At 40.7% G+C, this 17,466-nt stretch carries 18 protein-coding genes; 13 read left to right on the plus strand and 5 right to left on the minus strand.

The genetic code is table 11. The features are described from left to right. Positions 1-73 precede the first annotated feature (73 nt). Positions 74-763 carry a DUF6198 family protein gene (locus ACSVI6_RS07775; protein ID WP_491717569.1) on the plus strand — a complete coding sequence of 230 codons (690 nt, stop codon included), beginning with the start codon at positions 74-76 and terminating at the stop codon, positions 761-763. A 74-nt stretch (positions 764-837) separates the two neighbouring features. Here the strand turns inward: ACSVI6_RS07775 and alsS are convergent, their stop codons facing one another. Next, positions 838-2,511, minus strand: a complete 1,674-nt coding sequence (alsS, locus tag ACSVI6_RS07780; protein ID WP_491721041.1) for an acetolactate synthase AlsS — start codon at positions 2,509-2,511, stop codon at positions 838-840. A gap of 162 nt (positions 2,512-2,673) precedes the next feature. Between alsS and ACSVI6_RS07785 the strand changes: the two genes are divergently transcribed. Next, complete coding sequence (locus ACSVI6_RS07785; protein WP_491720273.1) at positions 2,674-3,105, plus strand: MarR family winged helix-turn-helix transcriptional regulator; 432 nt, start codon at positions 2,674-2,676, stop codon at positions 3,103-3,105. Positions 3,106-3,127: 22 nt separating this feature from the next. Here the strand turns inward: ACSVI6_RS07785 and ACSVI6_RS07790 are convergent, their stop codons facing one another. Continuing rightward, a complete protein-coding gene (locus ACSVI6_RS07790; protein ID WP_491717572.1) occupies positions 3,128-3,349 on the minus strand; it encodes a hypothetical protein in 222 nt (73 codons plus the stop codon). 113 nt (positions 3,350-3,462) lie between these two features. On the opposite strand from ACSVI6_RS07790, the gene ACSVI6_RS07795 reads away from it, so the two are divergent. The 3 genes from ACSVI6_RS07795 (at position 3,463) to ACSVI6_RS07805 (ending at position 5,656) form a co-directional block, all read left to right on the plus strand. Then, positions 3,463-3,774, plus strand: a complete 312-nt coding sequence (locus ACSVI6_RS07795) for a hypothetical protein (protein WP_491717573.1) — start codon at positions 3,463-3,465, stop codon at positions 3,772-3,774. 228 nt (positions 3,775-4,002) lie between these two features. Further along, positions 4,003-4,995 carry an Abi family protein gene (locus ACSVI6_RS07800; RefSeq protein ID WP_491721042.1) on the plus strand — a complete coding sequence of 331 codons (993 nt, stop codon included), beginning with the start codon at positions 4,003-4,005 and terminating at the stop codon, positions 4,993-4,995. 127 nt (positions 4,996-5,122) lie between these two features. Further along, on the plus strand, positions 5,123-5,656 hold the full coding sequence (locus tag ACSVI6_RS07805) for a hypothetical protein (protein WP_491720271.1): 534 nt from the start codon (positions 5,123-5,125) through the stop codon (positions 5,654-5,656). A gap of 73 nt (positions 5,657-5,729) precedes the next feature. On the opposite strand, the gene ACSVI6_RS07810 is transcribed toward ACSVI6_RS07805, so the two are convergent. Further along, a complete protein-coding gene (locus ACSVI6_RS07810) occupies positions 5,730-6,842 on the minus strand; it encodes a glycerol dehydrogenase (protein WP_491717576.1) in 1,113 nt (370 codons plus the stop codon). A 307-nt stretch (positions 6,843-7,149) separates the two neighbouring features. Here ACSVI6_RS07810 and ACSVI6_RS07815 point away from each other — a divergent pair, with 307 nt between their 5' ends. Beyond that, on the plus strand, positions 7,150-7,404 hold the full coding sequence (locus tag ACSVI6_RS07815; RefSeq protein ID WP_491720269.1) for a hypothetical protein: 255 nt from the start codon (positions 7,150-7,152) through the stop codon (positions 7,402-7,404). A 51-nt stretch (positions 7,405-7,455) separates the two neighbouring features. On the opposite strand, the gene ACSVI6_RS07820 is transcribed toward ACSVI6_RS07815, so the two are convergent. Beyond that, entirely contained in the window at positions 7,456-8,019 is a 564-nt protein-coding gene (locus ACSVI6_RS07820; RefSeq protein WP_491721043.1) for a hypothetical protein, read from the minus strand. 438 nt (positions 8,020-8,457) lie between these two features. Between ACSVI6_RS07820 and ACSVI6_RS07825 the strand changes: the two genes are divergently transcribed. The 7 genes from ACSVI6_RS07825 (at position 8,458) to ACSVI6_RS07855 (ending at position 16,188) form a co-directional block, all read left to right on the plus strand. Then, positions 8,458-9,603 (plus strand): amidohydrolase, encoded by a 1,146-nt coding sequence (locus tag ACSVI6_RS07825; RefSeq protein ID WP_491721044.1) that lies wholly within the window; start codon positions 8,458-8,460, stop codon positions 9,601-9,603. Positions 9,604-9,871: 268 nt separating this feature from the next. After that, positions 9,872-11,017, plus strand: coding sequence for a trans-sulfuration enzyme family protein (locus tag ACSVI6_RS07830; protein ID WP_491721045.1), 1,146 nt, complete (start codon positions 9,872-9,874; stop codon positions 11,015-11,017). A gap of 14 nt (positions 11,018-11,031) precedes the next feature. Continuing rightward, on the plus strand, positions 11,032-12,339 hold the full coding sequence (locus ACSVI6_RS07835; RefSeq protein WP_491721046.1) for an O-acetylhomoserine aminocarboxypropyltransferase/cysteine synthase family protein: 1,308 nt from the start codon (positions 11,032-11,034) through the stop codon (positions 12,337-12,339). 1 nt (position 12,340) lies between these two features. Further along, on the plus strand, positions 12,341-13,495 hold the full coding sequence (locus ACSVI6_RS07840) for a M20 metallopeptidase family protein (RefSeq protein ID WP_491721047.1): 1,155 nt from the start codon (positions 12,341-12,343) through the stop codon (positions 13,493-13,495). A 17-nt stretch (positions 13,496-13,512) separates the two neighbouring features. Beyond that, on the plus strand, positions 13,513-14,526 hold the full coding sequence (locus tag ACSVI6_RS07845) for an NAD(P)-dependent oxidoreductase (RefSeq protein ID WP_491721048.1): 1,014 nt from the start codon (positions 13,513-13,515) through the stop codon (positions 14,524-14,526). 1 nt (position 14,527) lies between these two features. After that, on the plus strand, positions 14,528-14,947 hold the full coding sequence (locus ACSVI6_RS07850) for a GNAT family N-acetyltransferase (protein WP_491720262.1): 420 nt from the start codon (positions 14,528-14,530) through the stop codon (positions 14,945-14,947). Positions 14,948-15,249: 302 nt separating this feature from the next. Continuing rightward, positions 15,250-16,188 (plus strand): hypothetical protein, encoded by a 939-nt coding sequence (locus tag ACSVI6_RS07855; protein WP_491721049.1) that lies wholly within the window; start codon positions 15,250-15,252, stop codon positions 16,186-16,188. 54 nt (positions 16,189-16,242) lie between these two features. Here the strand turns inward: ACSVI6_RS07855 and ACSVI6_RS07860 are convergent, their stop codons facing one another. Then, entirely contained in the window at positions 16,243-17,394 is a 1,152-nt protein-coding gene (locus ACSVI6_RS07860) for a PTS sugar transporter subunit IIC (RefSeq protein WP_491721050.1), read from the minus strand. Between the last annotated feature and the right edge of the window lie 72 nt (positions 17,395-17,466).

The following is a 17,466-nucleotide window of genomic DNA, read 5'->3' on the forward strand; positions in this document are numbered from 1 at the left end:
TTTAACTTTTGTTTTAGCTTTGAATTATATATAATGGAGACAAATACTAGTTATTAAATTGAGGAGGAGCTAATTGGACACAAAAAGACCGACTAATTCGATGCGGGTTAGGATAACGGCATTAATTTTAGGGCTGATCATCAACGCCCTGGGCAACGGGTTGACGATTACATCTAATACTGGTTCGGCGCTGTTTACTGCTGCAGCGGTAAATTTGGGTAACCAGTTTCACGTTGCATCGACCATTTTTATCTTTGCCTTCGGGGTGTTCAGTGCGATATTGAACCAGTTATTATTGATGAAACTAGACATAGTTCGGTTCGTAGAAGAACTTGCCTATGTGGTGTTTTTTAGCTACGGAATTCAGATTTTTATTCAAATGTTCGAATTTTTGGGGGTTGGGAACCACGGCTTTTTGGTTCGTTCATTGATTTCAATAGTCGGTGTGACGATGATTGGAATCTCGATTTCGATGTATCAACGGGCCAACATCTTTATGCACCCGAATGATGACACCAGTAATATTTTGCGATTTAAATTTTTTAACGGTAGTGCGATCAGGGCACAGTTCTTGGACCTGTCGTTACCTGCCGTTGTGATCATTATCACCAGCCTATTGACTGGGCAACTCTATGCGGTTAATTTTGCCACGATCTACTTTTTCTTTACCAACGGGATCGTCGTTAAATATGCCGATCGGTGGATTTGGCCCAGCTTGATTCATAATTTTAATCCCACGGATGATTTTAAGATCAAATCATAAGTTGGCTTATTAAATTGAACAATTGACACAAAAACACCGCTAATCTTTAAACATGATTAGCGGTGTTTTTTATCCTAGTTCAATTCGTTTGGAATCAACTGGGTCTTTAACTTGATGTTGTCCTTGTAGTTAACTGGAACTTCGATGATTGAAGGGCCAGCTAGTTGCTTTGCTTTATGGAGGGCCTGGCGGAATTCTTCAGCCGTCTTGACCCGAAAGCCCTTAGCACCAAAACTTTCGGCGTATTTAACGTTATCAACGTAGCCGAACTTGACTCCGGCATCACGGCCATACTTAGCGACTTCTTGGAACTTGACCATGTCGTAGTAACCGTCGACCCAAATGATTTGGATGATGGGTAGGTTCAATCGGACCGCAGTTTCAAACTCTTGTCCTGAGAATAAGAAACCACCGTCACCTGAGATTGAAATAACGTGTTGTTCAGGCCGCGTTAATGCAGCGGCAATTGCCCACGGTAAAGCGACCCCGAGCGTTTGCATCCCGTTGCTAAATAGCAAGTGGCGGGGTTTGTAAACTCGGAAAAAGCGGGCCATCCAGATGTAGTGGCTACCGATATCGACGGTAATGGTGGTATCGTCATTGACTGATTCCTGTAAGACGTTGATGATGGCCAATGGGTGGAGTTCTTCGCCCTCCTTTTGTTCTGGAACTTCATTAGACTGGTCGAAGTGTTCCTTGAGTTGGGCTAACTTGGCCTGGGTGTCTTTTGGCAGGATCGTATCTTCTGGAATGAACGCTGCGAGTTCGTACAGCGTTTGGGCAACGTCCGCATTTACGATCACCTCTGGTTGATAATCAGTCGTAATTTCGGGGGTGATGGTATCGACGTTAATAATTCTAGTCCCTTCGTTATGCCAGTTGCGAGCTTCATATTCAATTGGATCATAACCAATGGCAAGGACGAGATCGCTCTTTTTAAGAACCGTATCACCAATTTGATTATCGAATAGTCCAACGCGACCAAAGTAGTTATTTTCAAGGTCACGCGAGATGACGCCTGAACCCTGGAAGGTTTCGACAACTGGGATGGAAAAGCGGTTCAATAATTTGTGAATGGCATCGCTTACTTCCTCAGTTGAGGCGCGCATTCCGGCAAGAATTACTGGATTTTCAGCGGTCATCAACATTTCTGCGATTTGTTTGATTCGAGTCCGATCGGCACTCCCGTTGGTGATTTCGGGTAGTTTTTGAATTACGGGGCGGTCTACTTTTGCCCCCAGAATATCTTGGGGTAGTGATAGAAAAGCAGCTCCATTTTTAGGCGATTTGGTCGTCATGAACGCATTCGCAAAGGCCTCCGAAAGATTGTTTGGATCTGCCACTTCCTGGCTACTCTTGGTTGCTTGTTCTAATAGGGGAGCGCTGTCAATACTTTGGTGGGTCGCACGCAAAAGGTCATCTCTTTTAACTTGACCACCCAATGCGATGACTGGGTCTCCCTCAGCAGTGGCGGTGATCAAAGCGGTTGTTAGGTTCGAGACCCCAGGGCCTGAAGTAACGGCAACCACGCCAGGATTGCCAGTTAAGCGGCCAATTCCAGCAGCAATAAAGGCTGCATTTTGTTCATGCCTAGTAACGATTAATTGGGGTGCGTTAGGATTATCATTATGTTGCAAGTCTTCAAATAATTGGTCGACTTTAGCACCAGGAATACCAAAAACATACTTAATTCCCTGATTGATCATACTTTGAATTAATGCTGTCGAGCCTGTCATGTCCTTTGTCATAGTAATTCCTCCAGTTTAAATTTCATTTACATATGGTATACTTTATCTTGAAAGAATAGGGTGTTGCATTATCAACACCCGCTAATTTGATATTATTATAGGCAGCTGGGTGTTGCATTGTCAACGCAATTAGCCACTTTTTACGGAAGGAACCGATTTCTTATGAAAGACTTAGGATATTTAGCACAAGATATTTCCATTTTACATCGTCAGTACTACAAAGATACTGGGTATCAATTTGAAAAATTGGATTTAAACCCTACGGCTGCATGTATTTTACTTACGATTAATGATCATCAACATATTAATCAAAGCCAGATTGCCCGTGAATTAGTATTGGATAAGGGGATGGTGGCTCGGCAAATCAAAAAGTTGGATCAAAATGGTTGGGTCACAAAGCAACCCCGACCAGGAAAGGCCCTTGAAGTAAGTTTAACCACTTCTGGAAAACAACTATTAAGTCAAGTGCAAAATATTAGACGGAATTGGTGGGCTGAACGTTTTGCGCAAACTGGCATCGAATCGGATTCCCCCATTATTCCATCGATTGAAAAAGTAGTTAGGACCATCATTGGAAACACAAAAGGCCAGTAATTAAGATTACTAGCCTTTTTTATTAGAACTCTTGTTCAATTTTATATTTCTTTCCCTTAGCAGGGTCACTTTCCTTGTCACCAATTTCGAATAACAAATGCTTACCGTTTTCGTCCTTGACCATGACTACTTTTTCGTTAGTAGTCCGTTTGTCAGAAGTCAATTGAGCAGTCCGAATTAATTCGCTGGGATCAACGTTTGAAGCGATTGCGTTACCAGGATTAAATAATACATCTTCAGCCATAAGCATGCCTCCAATCAAATATGTAGTATAATAATTTATAATATGAATATAAACCTAAATGATGCTAAAATCAATTATAAATTTACATAATATTTGAACAGGGGGGAATGGTAATGGAGCATTCTTTAAATAGCAATCCTGAGTTTATTGACGAATTGGTTCATAAAATGTTTGATGATAGTTTATTGCGGCCTAATTCTAATAAAAATATAAGGTCATTTGAAATTATGAATAATCATTATGTCCTCGATGTGATGATTGTGGATCAGGTCTTTTTTGTGAGTTTATTTGTTAGGACAATTCCGAATAGTGATGATAAGTTGAAGGCCGCATTCGCCTACAATGGAAATGACTTAGCGATCGGTTTAGCAAGGACTAAGCGGACTTGTTTGAGTAACCAAATTATTAACGAAGATGGGAATTAACATCGATCTCTTTATATTTTTATATTCAGAATGACATTTTAAACTAGTTATGAATAGCACTTTGAAACTTAACACGATATAATTAAGTTGTATTTTGATTAAATCATTTGAATAACAATGTTTACATTTGATGCAGCTGAATATAACTAGACGCAAACGTCGCCTCAGTATTAATTGCAGATGTATCTGCCCTTAATGCTGAGGTTTTTATTTAGGAGGATGAGCTTTGTGACAACCCCTCATAACATGACCTATAAACAACAGATGAAACAACTAGAACACCTTGGGATGATCATTAATTCTAAGGAAATAAAGCGGCCAACGAATCTAGAGATAATTGGTTACTATAAAATTAAGGAGTTTTCACTGCCGTTTTTGCACCATGGTAAGTATGATGGAGTGCGGTTGAAAAGCATTGCTGATCGTTTCTACCTCGATAAAAATTTACGGATGCATTTTTTGCAGGCGATTGAAAAAATTGAATTATCATTGAAAGTTAAATTATCGTATTTCTTCACCAATGAGTACCAAGAATTTGGCTATTTGGATTTTAATAACTGGTTCAATAAGGATAGTGGGAAGGGTGCAATTAAGAAACAAGAAATGGCGTTTAAAAAGAAGTTGCACCACGCAATGAAGCGCACTAGCAATCCCGAATATCGAGACCAAGCAATGCTCAATAAAGAAGGATTGCCAGCAGCTTGGTTCGGCATCAGCATGCTGACCTTTGGTGATTTAGAATTCATTATTGAAAATATGGCCAGAAAAAACGCACTGAAATTAGCCCGAGAATACCACCTAGACTATAAAACATTGGTGGCGGTAATTGAATTAGTCCATAAGGCTCGGAATGTTTGTTGTCATAATCAGAACTTAGTTGATATTAAGGTTAAAAATCAACCGAATATTAAGAAGTTGTTCAAAAACCCAAATGATATTATGTATGAATATGCTAGTGTTAAGAGAGCTAGTAAGCAGGTAAAGCTCATGAACAGTGGCCTTTCTCTGATTACGCTTTGTGTTAAATATATGGTTGATGAGATTGATCCAAAGTATGTCTGGGATGATATTATTGCAGATATCGTGGCGTTAGCACGTCCGGTTAGCGAGAATGGCGATAAACTTTATAATCATATGGGCTTCAAGAATGCTAAATCATTAAAATATATCTTTCCAAGGAATAAAAAATATATTAAGGCGGTTCAAGAACAAGCTAGTTGAAAATAAAGGCTTATTGAAACCATTTTATTTTTAATTATTAATTATAAATTATAAATTATTATTATGATTGATTTTTGAGGTGTTATAATTAAGAGATACAAAATAATTTTAATTTAAGGGTGATTTTGTGGCAAGTTATAAAGATTTAAACAAAAAAGCTGATTGGTTATTTGAAAAAGAAGGGAACTCCGAGAATTACCTTCGTGTAACTGATCTTGCAAACAAACAGAAGGATTTGGAAATGCAGGAAAAAAATCGTAATATTCGTGGCGGATCTTCGACGGTAACAACAAGAAGTCACTCGATTTATGCAGATAAGTTTCCTGAATTTGTTGCTATTTTCGTTTTAGTATTTACTATCGGTGGCGCAATTATATTAACAATTAAACAAACGATTATGGATTTTATTGCTCAAAATCATATTCATTCAGTGTTTAGCTTTATTTTTTACGCTGGTAAGGCGATAATATTTTTCCTAGCGGGATTAATCTTTAATTTAGCTAAATGGGCGATTGGATTCATTTTAAGTAGTTTTTGGGATCTAATTAAGTGGGTGTGGAGTGCTTCCATTAATTTCGTTGCGACCCATATCTGGATCGATATGCTAGTGTTACTTATTGTCGGCTTGGTTATTTTTGCTAAAACAAAATTTAGAAGATAGTAATGACGGAATTACTTTAAAATTAAAATGAGTTCGCTGTTTGATCAGCGAACTCATTTTTTTATTAGCTAACTTATTTATGATTAGATTTGTATGCTAAATTATAGGCATTGGCACCCTTCATGGCTTGGACAATATCGTCATCTTCGACCAAGAATGGCATTTCCTTCATCGTATCGTTATCGCTATTGGCGGAGTGGGCAATCTTTAACAAATCACTATCGCTAATATCAGCAATTCCTAAGTCCGCAAACGTGGTTGGTAAACCGACTGCTAATTCAAAATCTAGATATTTATTATAGCGATCTCTATCGGCACCCTCGAGAAACAATTGGGCGAGCAAGCCAAAGGCAACGATTTCACCGTGCATCTTATGGATCTTATCTCCGATTGCAGTTGTTCCATTGTAGATTGCGTGGGCAGCGGCTAAGCCACCACTTTCAAAGCCAACCCCACTCATTAAGATGTTGGCTTCAGTTACCTTTTCTAGTGCTTTGGTATCATTATGGTTTTCAACCGAACGGACGGCCTCGACTCCATAGTTGAATAACGTTTCTTGACATTTTTCGGCAATTGCGTTGCCAACTAACGTCTGTTTGTTACCTAGCATCGTGTTGCCATTACCGCGGGCAACTGCTTGAGCTTCAACGTTGGTGGCTAGGGCATCACCAATTCCAGCTACTAAGAATCGTGCGGGTGCGTTGGCAATGACCCGCGTGTCAACAAGGACTAATTCAGGATTGTTATTATAGAAGAGGTAGTTAGAAAATGAGCCGTCATCATTGTAAATCACTGATAACCTAGAACATGGTGCGTCCGTTGATGCCAAACTTGGCAAGATGGCAGCTTTAATTTTCATTTTATCAGCGATTGCCTTGGCAGCATCCAATGTTTTACCACCACCGAGGCCAATGATTACTTTAACTTGGTTATCCGTTCCAATCTTAGCCACACGGTTAACTTCTGACATTGAAGATTCACCGTTAAAATTAACTTCAGTAACTGCTAAGTCGTTTTCTTGCAGATACTTAGAAAAGTCATTTCCTACAATGTCCATGATTTGCTTACCGGCTAGTAATAAGACGGTATCACCAAGTTTTTTAATGTAATCAGCACTGTTAAATAAAATATCCTTACCCTGAACATATGTTGATGGGCTTGCAAACATTTTATTGTTAGTTTCCATAGTAAATCATCCCTTAATTATTTTGAATCAACTTTATTTTAATTCTAAATTGCCAAAAAGCAATTGATTAAGATCGGCAATGTTTTGGGGATGTTTTAAATATTGATGGTTTAATCCTAATTCCCTGATCATAAAATATTATGCATGTTTGGGTTTCTGAAAATCATAACAGACGTTGATATAACAACATTTTTATTTTAAACTATTTTAAATATAAAAATTGATTAGCGTATCTTATTACAATATAATAATACTAATAGTAAAGATATTATTTGATTTATTGTAGTAAATACAAAGAGGTGTAAAAATGGAAGTAACTGACAAAGCGTTAGCATTACTTAAGATGCCAAAACCAACAAATTATGAAATTTCGAAAATTTTATCTCAAGATGATGATTTAATAAAGTGGGGGATTAAGCTGCCGGAAAATTACTTATCTAAGCTTAAAAACTATGATTACACTAAATCTGCTGCTGATAATAAAAATTACAGATCGATATACAAAGCTTCATTTTTAGTAGTAACTAAATTGGCTAAATATTATGATAATTTAGCACATTAAAGGCTAGTTAAAGCCTCTTCTAATGGCAATAATGAGTAAGAGTGGCTTTAGTTAATTCGAGTATAAAAAGCCCTGATACCTTTCCTTGGCTAACGATTTTGCCAAAGTTTTAGACCGATAAGAATGGTCAGAAACTTGGAGACCAGCCCCACCTACAAGGGTTAAAACGCGATGGCCGTTTTGTGTTGAAACGTTCCAGTAGTCACCATCGCCGTTATTTTGATTCCATTCATAAGTATGGATAAAATCGTATCTGCGATTATCAAATTTTGTCCATATGCCACCAATCGTATAGATCCAATTAGAGTGAGCTGACCCACTATGTTTATAGAATTTATGTAGATAACTGACGTAGACGCCCTTTAATTCTGGTTGTTTATTAGCAATTTTATTTTTAGTTATTTTAGTAATAACAAATTGCGGGCTTTTCTTGGATGCATCCGAATCATAGGCGTACCATGTTCCCCGCATTGATTTTGGAAATGATGATACCTTTTTTGAAATTCCACCACCATTCTGATTAGCGTTAACTGAATGATTATTATTAATTTTAATAATTAAAGCTGCCAAAACAGCTAAAAGGGCCCCCGCAAATGATAATAATTTTATTTTCATAATATCCATTCCTATTAATTAGATTTTTAGTATTAATGCTTAGCATTCATGAGATTAGATTACATCTTTCTAAAAGTAATTTCAATTTGATTTGACATTCAAATATTTTTATGGTTTAATAATTAAAAATAAATGATAAATGAATTAAATTAAGGGGAAATTATAATGATTAAAAATAATAATGTTCAATTAAATAATTGTTATGTCCTAACTGGCTACATGTGCATGTGCTAGTAGCGTTTGGATCCATTTGGGATGCAAACGTTACTGACATTTGCATCTAGCGCGGACCGCTTACGATTTCCTAACTAGGTGAAGTTAAACCGAATCTAGTTAGGGTGGATATCATTTTTGAATCAATTTTCCTTATCAAACCCAAAGATCAACTAGATTCGTGCTAGTTGATCTTTTTTATTTTGCATTAAGGAGGTGCCTTCATTGACGCAATTGATCGATCCAGAACTTGAGCGGAAGTTAATTCAATATCGGCATGATTTTCACGCCCATCCAGAACTGGCTGACCATGAATTTAGAACCACTAAAAAAATTACGGCTATTTTAGCTGAATATGGGATCAAGCCCAGGCCAACGAATTTAAAAACGGGGGTGTTCGCAGATATTGGTAACAACAATGGCCCCACCATCGCTTTACGAGCTGATATTGACGCATTGCCAGTCGCAGAGGCTACGGGGCTTGCTTACAGTTCACAAGTCCCAGGGCAAATGCATGCCTGCGGCCATGATACCCACATTGCAGCGCTATTAGGGGCTGCTTATCTATTGAAGCGTTCTGAAAACGAGCTGCCTGGTAAGGTCAGGTTGATATTTCAGCTATCAGAAGAAGATCACGAAGGCGCTCTACAGGTGATTAACGACGGTCAACTAACGGGAGTCGATGCAATCATCGGCTTTCATAACGCACCATTTCATCCCGTTGGCAGCATCGGGATTCGAGCGGGAATCAGCAGTGGGGCAATCGATAAGTTCAAGGTCACACTGACGGGGCAGGGCACGCATGCATCGGCGCCCCAAAATGGAGTTGATCCAGTCGTGGTGTTAGGAGCGGAAATCAATGCGATTCAAAGCATCGTTAGCCGTAACGTTTCACCGATTAGTGCTGGTGTGATCAGCATCACACACATTACTGCGGGGACGACTTGGAACGTGATTCCAGAAACGGTGTTCTTTGAGGGCACGGTCCGAACTGCAAGTAAGCATACCAGAGCATTGATCAAACAGCGCTTCTTAAATTTAGTGCAGACCACGGCGGAAGCGTATGGTGCAACGGCTACAATTGATTGGTATGACGGCGATCCATCTGTAAATAACGATCCACATTTAACCGCCATCGTTGCTGATGAGTGTAAACGGTTTGCAACGGTTTATGAAAAGGAACTGGAGTTAGGATCTGATGACTTTGCATGTTATCAAGAACATGTGCCTGGCGTATACGTTAACCTGGGCAACAATGGGCAGGTGAAGAATCATAACCCAGGCTATATTGCTGATGACGGCGTAATTGCCGTTGGCGTTCATTATTTTGATACCGTTGCAAGACGGCTGTTAAATGAATTACATAAATAAAATCCGACGATTAAGAAGAGTAACGATTGGAATCAATTACAGAGAGTCTGGGGTGGTGAGACCAGATGCTGATGAATTTCGTGAAGATGAGCTTAAGAATGGAGTGAATTGGTGCAAGCCAATTGACCGGTCCGACCCGTTATCATCCAGATGGATATCCATTGAGTTAAACGCAAGGGTGGCACCGCGAATCAATCGCCCCTTATTGATCATAAATTGGTCAATAGGGGGCTTTTATTTTTGAAAAAAATAGAAAGAGGGAATCAAAATGACCAAGTTTAATACTAAGTTAGTTCATGGCAAGTCACAAAATGATAATGATACAGGAGCGGTCAACGTGCCAATCTATAATTCATCAACGTTCGTTTTCCCAAAGGTTGATGCCAAGCTTCGGTGGGACTATGAACGATCCGGCAATCCAACTAGGGATTATTTGGAAGATCAATTAGCAGAATTAGAAAATGGCGACCGCGGCTTTGCCTTTTCGTCTGGGTTAGCTGCAGTCCATGCAGTCTTCGCACTTTTTAAACCGGGTGACCACATTATTGTCGGCAAGGCGGTTTATGGTGGGACCTTCAGGTTGATCAACCAATTCTTCAAGCGCTGGCAGCTATCATTTACGGTCGTTGATACCCAGGATTTGGATGCGGTTAGTGCGGCGATCAAGGATAACACGAAAGCGATCTATTTTGAGACCTTTTCAAATCCATTGTTAGAAGTCACTAGTGTGAAAGCGATTGCTAAACTGGCCAAGCAACATGGGTTGTTAACGATTGTGGACAACACCTTTTTAACCCCGTACTTACAACAACCACTCGACTTGGGGGCAGATATCGTGATTCATTCCGCCACTAAGTATCTAGGGGGCCATTCTGACGTGGTGGCTGGTGCGGTGGTAACGAAGACGCCGCAACTCTCGGATGCGGTTTACTTCAACCAAAATGGGATTGGTGCAGTCCTTTCACCAGAATCGGCGAACTTGATCAGCCGCGGAATCAAGACGCTTGCAGTACGCATCGATCGACACGAAGCAAATGCTTCTAAGATCGTTGATTTCTTAGCGCAACGTGATGAAGTTACTCGGATCCATTATCCTGGAATTAAGGGGACCAAGGACTATGAGATTGCTAAGGAGGAAACGAATGGCTACGGTGGGGTGTTGTCGTTTGAATTGGCCGATTCAATTGATGCCGCTGCATTCGTTGAACACCTAAAACTCATTTCACTTGCAGTTAGTTTGGGTTCGGTCGAAAGTTTGATCGAACTACCATACAAGATGACCCATGCTGAATTATCGGCAGCAGAGCAGGCCAAGACGGGAATTTCACCCCAATTGGTCAGATTATCAGTTGGAATTGAGGATGTTCATGATTTAATTGCTGATCTGGAATCTGCATTGAACGCAACTAAGTAGGGAGAGTGGTAGAGATGAGTGAAAAATTTGATACGAGAAAGATTCATAGTGGCTATGATCCAAAAGACTTTAACTATGCGGCCAACGTTCCCATCTTTCAGAACGTCGCATTTGACTTTGGAAGCGTTGAACGAGCCGATCAGGTCATGAATGGTGAATTGAATAATGCATTTATGTATTCCAGAGTCGCCAATCCGACTGTCGATGTCTTTGAAAAACGAATCAATGACTTGGATGGTGGTGTGGGAGCCGTCGCCCTATCTTCGGGGATGGCTGCGATCACCTATACGATTTTGAACGTCGCTGAAGGTGGCGGGCGGATCATTGCTCCGCGTGATATCTACGGTGCGACGCTAGATGAATTGAACACCCTGTTGCCCAAGTTCAACATCGAGACCGATTTTGTTGATGACATTAACGATTTGGATAAGTTAGAATCATTGATCAGACCCGATACCAAGGCGATTTACGCAGAAAGCGTTTCGAACCCAACGACTGACGTTACCGATGTGGAAGCCGTCGCGAAATTAGCCCACGCCCATCAGATTCCACTCATTATTGATAATACCTTCCCAACCCCATACCTATTTAACCCAATTGAACACGGTGCCGATGTCGTTGTTTATTCATCAACCAAGGGGATCAGCGGTCATGGCAACGTGGTCTCTGGAATCGTGGTTGATGGGGGCCACTTTGATTGGAACGAACAACGCTTCCCGCAATTCTATGAACCAGAAATTACGCTAGTTAAACCCAATGGTGAATCGGATACTTTTGCCCATGCGTTTGGTAAATCTGCATTTATTCATCGGCTGCGGATTAAATACTTACGATTAATGGGGGCGGTACTTAGTCCATTTTCCGCATACTTAGCATTGATGGGGCTAGAAACAATTTCAGAGCGGATCAGTAAGGAAGTGCAGTCCGCCCTTAAAATCGGCCAATTCTTAGAGGGGAACCCGCATGTGAAAAGGGTCTTCAATAATGGCTTATTGGATACTGATCAACGGGACCTCGTTGAAAAGTACTATCCTAAGGGAATTGGGACAACCTTTGCATTTGAATTAGACGGTGATTTCGATAACGTTGTTAAATTGTTGAATAACGTCCACGTCTTTACCTATCTGCCCAACGTGGGTGATAATCGTTCGTTGATCGTCAACCCAGTGCGGACGACCCACCGAGAAGTTCCTAAAGCCGATAAGGAGAAGCAACACATTACCGATTCATTAATCAGACTGTCGATCGGGTTGGAAAGTGCGGATGATTTGATTAATGATTTAGACCAAGCAATTAACAAGGCGTTCAAGGAGGAATCTTAAAATGACGGAATTAATAACTGATGATGATTGGAACGAGTTAGTTGAACTAAGGCACTACTTTCATGCCCATCCCGAATTATCGAATCAAGAAGTGCATACTACCGAAAAAGTGAAGGAGCTGTTAACGCAGTGGGGGATTGAAATCGTGCCGACCAAGCTAAATACGGGGCTGTTGGCTAAGATCGCTGGAAAGCAGCCGGGCGCTTCGATCGCACTGCGGGCCGACTTAGACGCGTTGCCAGTGACCGAAGATACTGATTTAGCATTCAAGTCCACGAACCCAGGGGTGATGCATGCCTGTGGCCATGATCTCCACATCACTAGCTTATTAGGGGCCGCTAAGTTTTTCAGTGGTCACCGCGATTTGATCAACGGAAACATATATTTGTTGTTCCAACCCGCCGAAGAAGCTGGTGGGGGTGCGAACCAAGTGGTGGCAAAGCACGTATTAAGTGGGATTCAAGCGGTGCTTGGGTTTCATAATAACCCCAATTTACCCACTGGGACGGTTGCACTACAAAGCGGGCCGATGATGGCGGGGTGTTCTAAGTTCAAAATTACGATCAAGGGGCAGGGTTCCCACGGTGCCAAGCCTGAAAATAGCCATGACCCGATCGTGACGCTGGGTGCGTTGATCGAGAACTTACAGACGATTACCAGTCGCAATGTGAACCCCCAAGATGCCGTCGTGGTCAGCATTACCCACGTTGGCGGCGGTGAGGCCTGGAACGTGATCCCAGACACAGCGTTTCTTGAGGGGACTGTCAGGGTCTTCAAGCTGTCAAACGATGATTTAGTTCAAAAACGGATGACTGAAATTGTGAAGGGCTTTACTGCTGCTTTCAACCAGGACTTTGATATTGATTGGAGCGAACGGGCATTACCAATCGATAACAATCCCGAATTGACGAACGCCGTCATTAACAATTTAGCCGAAAAGGTTGAAAAGCCAGTTCTCTCAATGGCGGGCGAAGACTTTGCCACCTACCAAGAAACGATTCCGGGGGTATTTGCGTTCATTGGTTCGAACGGACAACCAAATGCGGCGGATTGGCACGAACCACAATTTGTGGGGTTAGACGCAACGATCAAAACAGGGGTTGAATACTTTGTTGACGGGGCCCTTGGGATTCTCAAGGACTTGAATGAAAAATAATCTGGGGGTTGATTTAAATGACGAAGTTGATCGCATACCACGTTCGCAAGGACGAACAACCATTTATCGATGCATGGAGCAAGGCCCATGGCATCCCTGTAAAAAGTGTCCCATACGAATTGCATCCAGACACCGTAAGTGATGTCGAGGGCTTTGATGGCATTATCTATAAGCAACGCAGCCGCTTAGACGATGACGGCTCCATTTATAAAACGCTGCATGACTATGGCATTAAGCAACTAGCCTGTCGCTCGGCTGGAATTGATACGATCGATTTCAATGCAGCGGCTCAAAACGACATTCGGATTACTAACGTGCCGTCCTATTCACCGCACGCGGTGGCAGAATTAGTACTAATGCAGGCGATGCAGCTAATTCGGCACTATCCAGAATTCCAAGCGCGCTTGGCCAACAATGATTACGTTGTCGATGGATTGCGTTCCCGTGAACTTTCTGAATACGTGATTGGAATCATTGGTGTGGGGCGGATTGGCAGCACCGTTGCAAGAATCTTTCACGCCCTCGGTGCGAAGGTGATCGGCAATGACTTAGTGGAGAACGAGGCGTTAAAACGTGAGGGGATTTTAGAGTATCGGACTAAGGCAGAAGTGTACCAAAATGCTGATATTGTGACGTCCCACGTTTATTTAAGCCCAGATAACGTTCATCTGATTGATAAAGAAGCATTTGCGCAGATGAAGCCGACCGCGTTTTTTATCAATGACTCGAGGGGACCCGTGGTAAATACTGCTGATTTGATCGATGCCTTAGAGCAGCACCAAATTGCGGGGGCGGCATTGGACGTGGTCGAAGCGGAAACGAAAATTTTTAATTTACGCTTTTCTGGTGAGACCCCAGTTGCCCATTACAACCGCCTAAAGCAAATTCCGAATGTGATCTTGACGCCCCACGTTGGCTTTTATACCGACATTGCAGTTGCCAAAATGGTCACCCAGGCTTTGGATGATGCCTTGACAATTTTAAACGGTGGGCACAGTCCACGTGAAGTAGCATTTAAGGAGGGCAAGTAAAATGGTAGTTTATCGCGCAATGAAGAGCACTGATTATGATCAAGCGTATGCGTTATGGGAACGGACCGCAGGGATGAATTTACAATCGCTGGATAATTCCTATGCTGGCATTAAGCGAATCATTGATCGCAATCCCGACCTGTGTTTTGTTGCTGAAGTAGATGGTGAGATCGTGGCAACCTTACTAGGGGCAACTGATGGGCGGAAGGGATTTCTGTACCACGTTGCCGTTGATGAAAAATACCGCGGCCAACACATTAGTTCGGAACTGATTTCACGGGTATTCAAACAATTCCAATCGATTGGCATCAAGACGATAGGGCTATTTACGGTGATCGATAATTTAGCAGGCCAATCGTTTTGGAAACATTTCGGTTTTAAGGAACGCCCAGACATTAAGTACTTAGATATTGACTTGTAACTTAAAAGCTTCGCTGGTGATTAATTACTAGCGAAGCTTTTTTTAATAATGTGATTTTTTCAATAAGATTATTTGACAGTGCATTTATATTTAGCTTAGTATAAAAATTAAAATAAGGTGGTGATAAATAAATAGGCTCATGGAAATTTTAGAATTGAGTTACATATTTATTGAGCTTGAGCGTCATTTTCAATCATGGTTGCCAGAGTATTATGATACGTTGGTAATTATAAAATAAATAATAAATAATTTATAATTTGTGAAAAAATCTTTTAATTAGCAAATGTTAGGGAGGAATTATTATGGATTTCATCACTACTGAACAACTAGAACAATTGCATCAACAAAATTCAAGTCAACAATATTTATTTTCTGGTCAATACGAAGGATTTTATATTTTTACGCAAACTTCAAAATCAGGTGTAAAATTTTTGAATGTTAATATGTTATTAAGCAACATTGTGATTACAATTGGCCAAGAATCATATTTATTTGGTAACCGTGATATGGCTGCGTATGGTAAGATCGCCATTGGTAAGGGGGTTTTAAAACCAGGCGAAAAAGTGTCTTTTAAAGCGCGATTGCTTAAAGGAGAACGCCAATTCGCTATTAATGATCGTAATGATTTTCACATTGGTGCTCCGTTAAAAATGGATATTTATTTTTATCAACAAAGGGAGATCTTTAATGGCGGAAAAGATGAATTTATAGGATTTTTAATTCATAATAAACCCAATTTAATCTTAAATCAGAATGAATTTGCTAATGAGGGACCGCTTTTAAATCAATACGTCAATTTATTCTTGGCAACATCATCGGAGGTTCCAGTGAAGGATCGGAGTAAACTGGAAATTTGGAATGGCATCAAGAGTGCAGTTCAAAGTGCTCCCAGTAGTGATTTTAATGCGAACTGGATTATTGATGGAAACCAACAAGAATATGACTTTATTAAGAACAAGGGCATTTTAACCAGTACCGAACAACTAAAAGTATATTCTAAATTAATTGATGATATTAAAAGTGGCCAAATTAATGGTCATTTACCCTTAAGCGCTAAAAACATTGAGATGCTTAAAATGGGTGGTAGTGCCACTGAAACTGTTTTATCTTATGTTTACGGAAATATTCAAAATATAAATAAAATGGTTAAAGAAAATGGACATCAATTCGCTTACTATAGAAGTCGTCGCCAAGACAATCGTGGAATTTATTATACTTTAATGGACCAAAGAAATGAATAGAATCTAAATAATAATCCCCAGTAGGTATAAGGCCCACTGGGGATTATTACTTTATTATTTAATTTCTTGTTGTAGATCTGTAGCTGAGTATAGTTTCAAGACCTTGGTAAAAAGGAAGTTAACGATGATTCCAGCAATGATTGGCACAATCAACCACGTAATCAACGATGGAACGATGCCAACGGTATGATGAACGAATTTACTTTCGCTTGCGCTAACGAGCATTGACTGGATCGGTGAGACTAATCCAATCCAACCAAATCCAGCGGAAGTGGGGGTCCCTTGTACGTTGAACATGGCGACTGGGATAGCTGAAATGGCCGCAGAGACCATAAATGCTAAAATCATGACGGGCTTTTTGAAAATCGATGGCATCATTCCCTTCATGGCACCAAGCAAGATCGCTAAGGACGTTCCCTTCTTGTTCACGACCACTGAGTTTACCAATAGGATGACGGTCGTTGCAACTACACCGACACCGGCGGCTCCAGCGCCAAGGCCAGACAACGTGATAGCCAGTGAAATCCCAACCGTTGAAACTGGAGTAATGATAATGAATGAATAAGCCATTGCGATTAAAATGCTCATCAATAATGGTTGCAGGGTAGTGAAGGTTTCGACCATCTCACCGAGGGCATTTGTGATCGTTGCAACAAACGGGGCGATATTTAATCCAATCAAACCAACCAGCCCACCGATAAGCAGGGGATTAAAGATAATCGCTACTGCTCCAAATCCATTCAGGTATTTAGCTACCAATTGAATTACGATTACAGCTAATGAAGCTACGATGATGGCATTGATCACATCTCCAGCCCCACTGGCGATGTATACGGTACTTGCGATTGGATTTTTAACATTAGTGATTGGATTAACAAACCCTGGATTGGCCACCGCCCATTTGATCGAACCAGAAGCAACCCCCGTAGCAATCATGGTCGTTCCGATATCGAGAGGTTTCATTTTAAACTGACTGGCAATTGACATTCCAATCAACAATGGAATAAATGAACCAAAAAGGACCAAGAGCGAATTTAACTGGATCGCCCAGGTGATGTGATTTTGGACTAACGGAGATAAGATGTACTTAACGATTGCTGATGGCAATACCCCGATCAAAATCCCCTGTGCGGAACCATTTAAGACTTTAAAAATAAATTCTTTGATACTATTTTTATCTTTTGAAACTGATGACTCATTATTCATAATAGACCTCCATGACTAACGTTGATTTTAAAAGCATTGATAATTTTTTCACAATCTTTATTTTAACACCGA

It is taken from the genome of Nicoliella sp. ESL1106 (assembly GCF_058509965.1).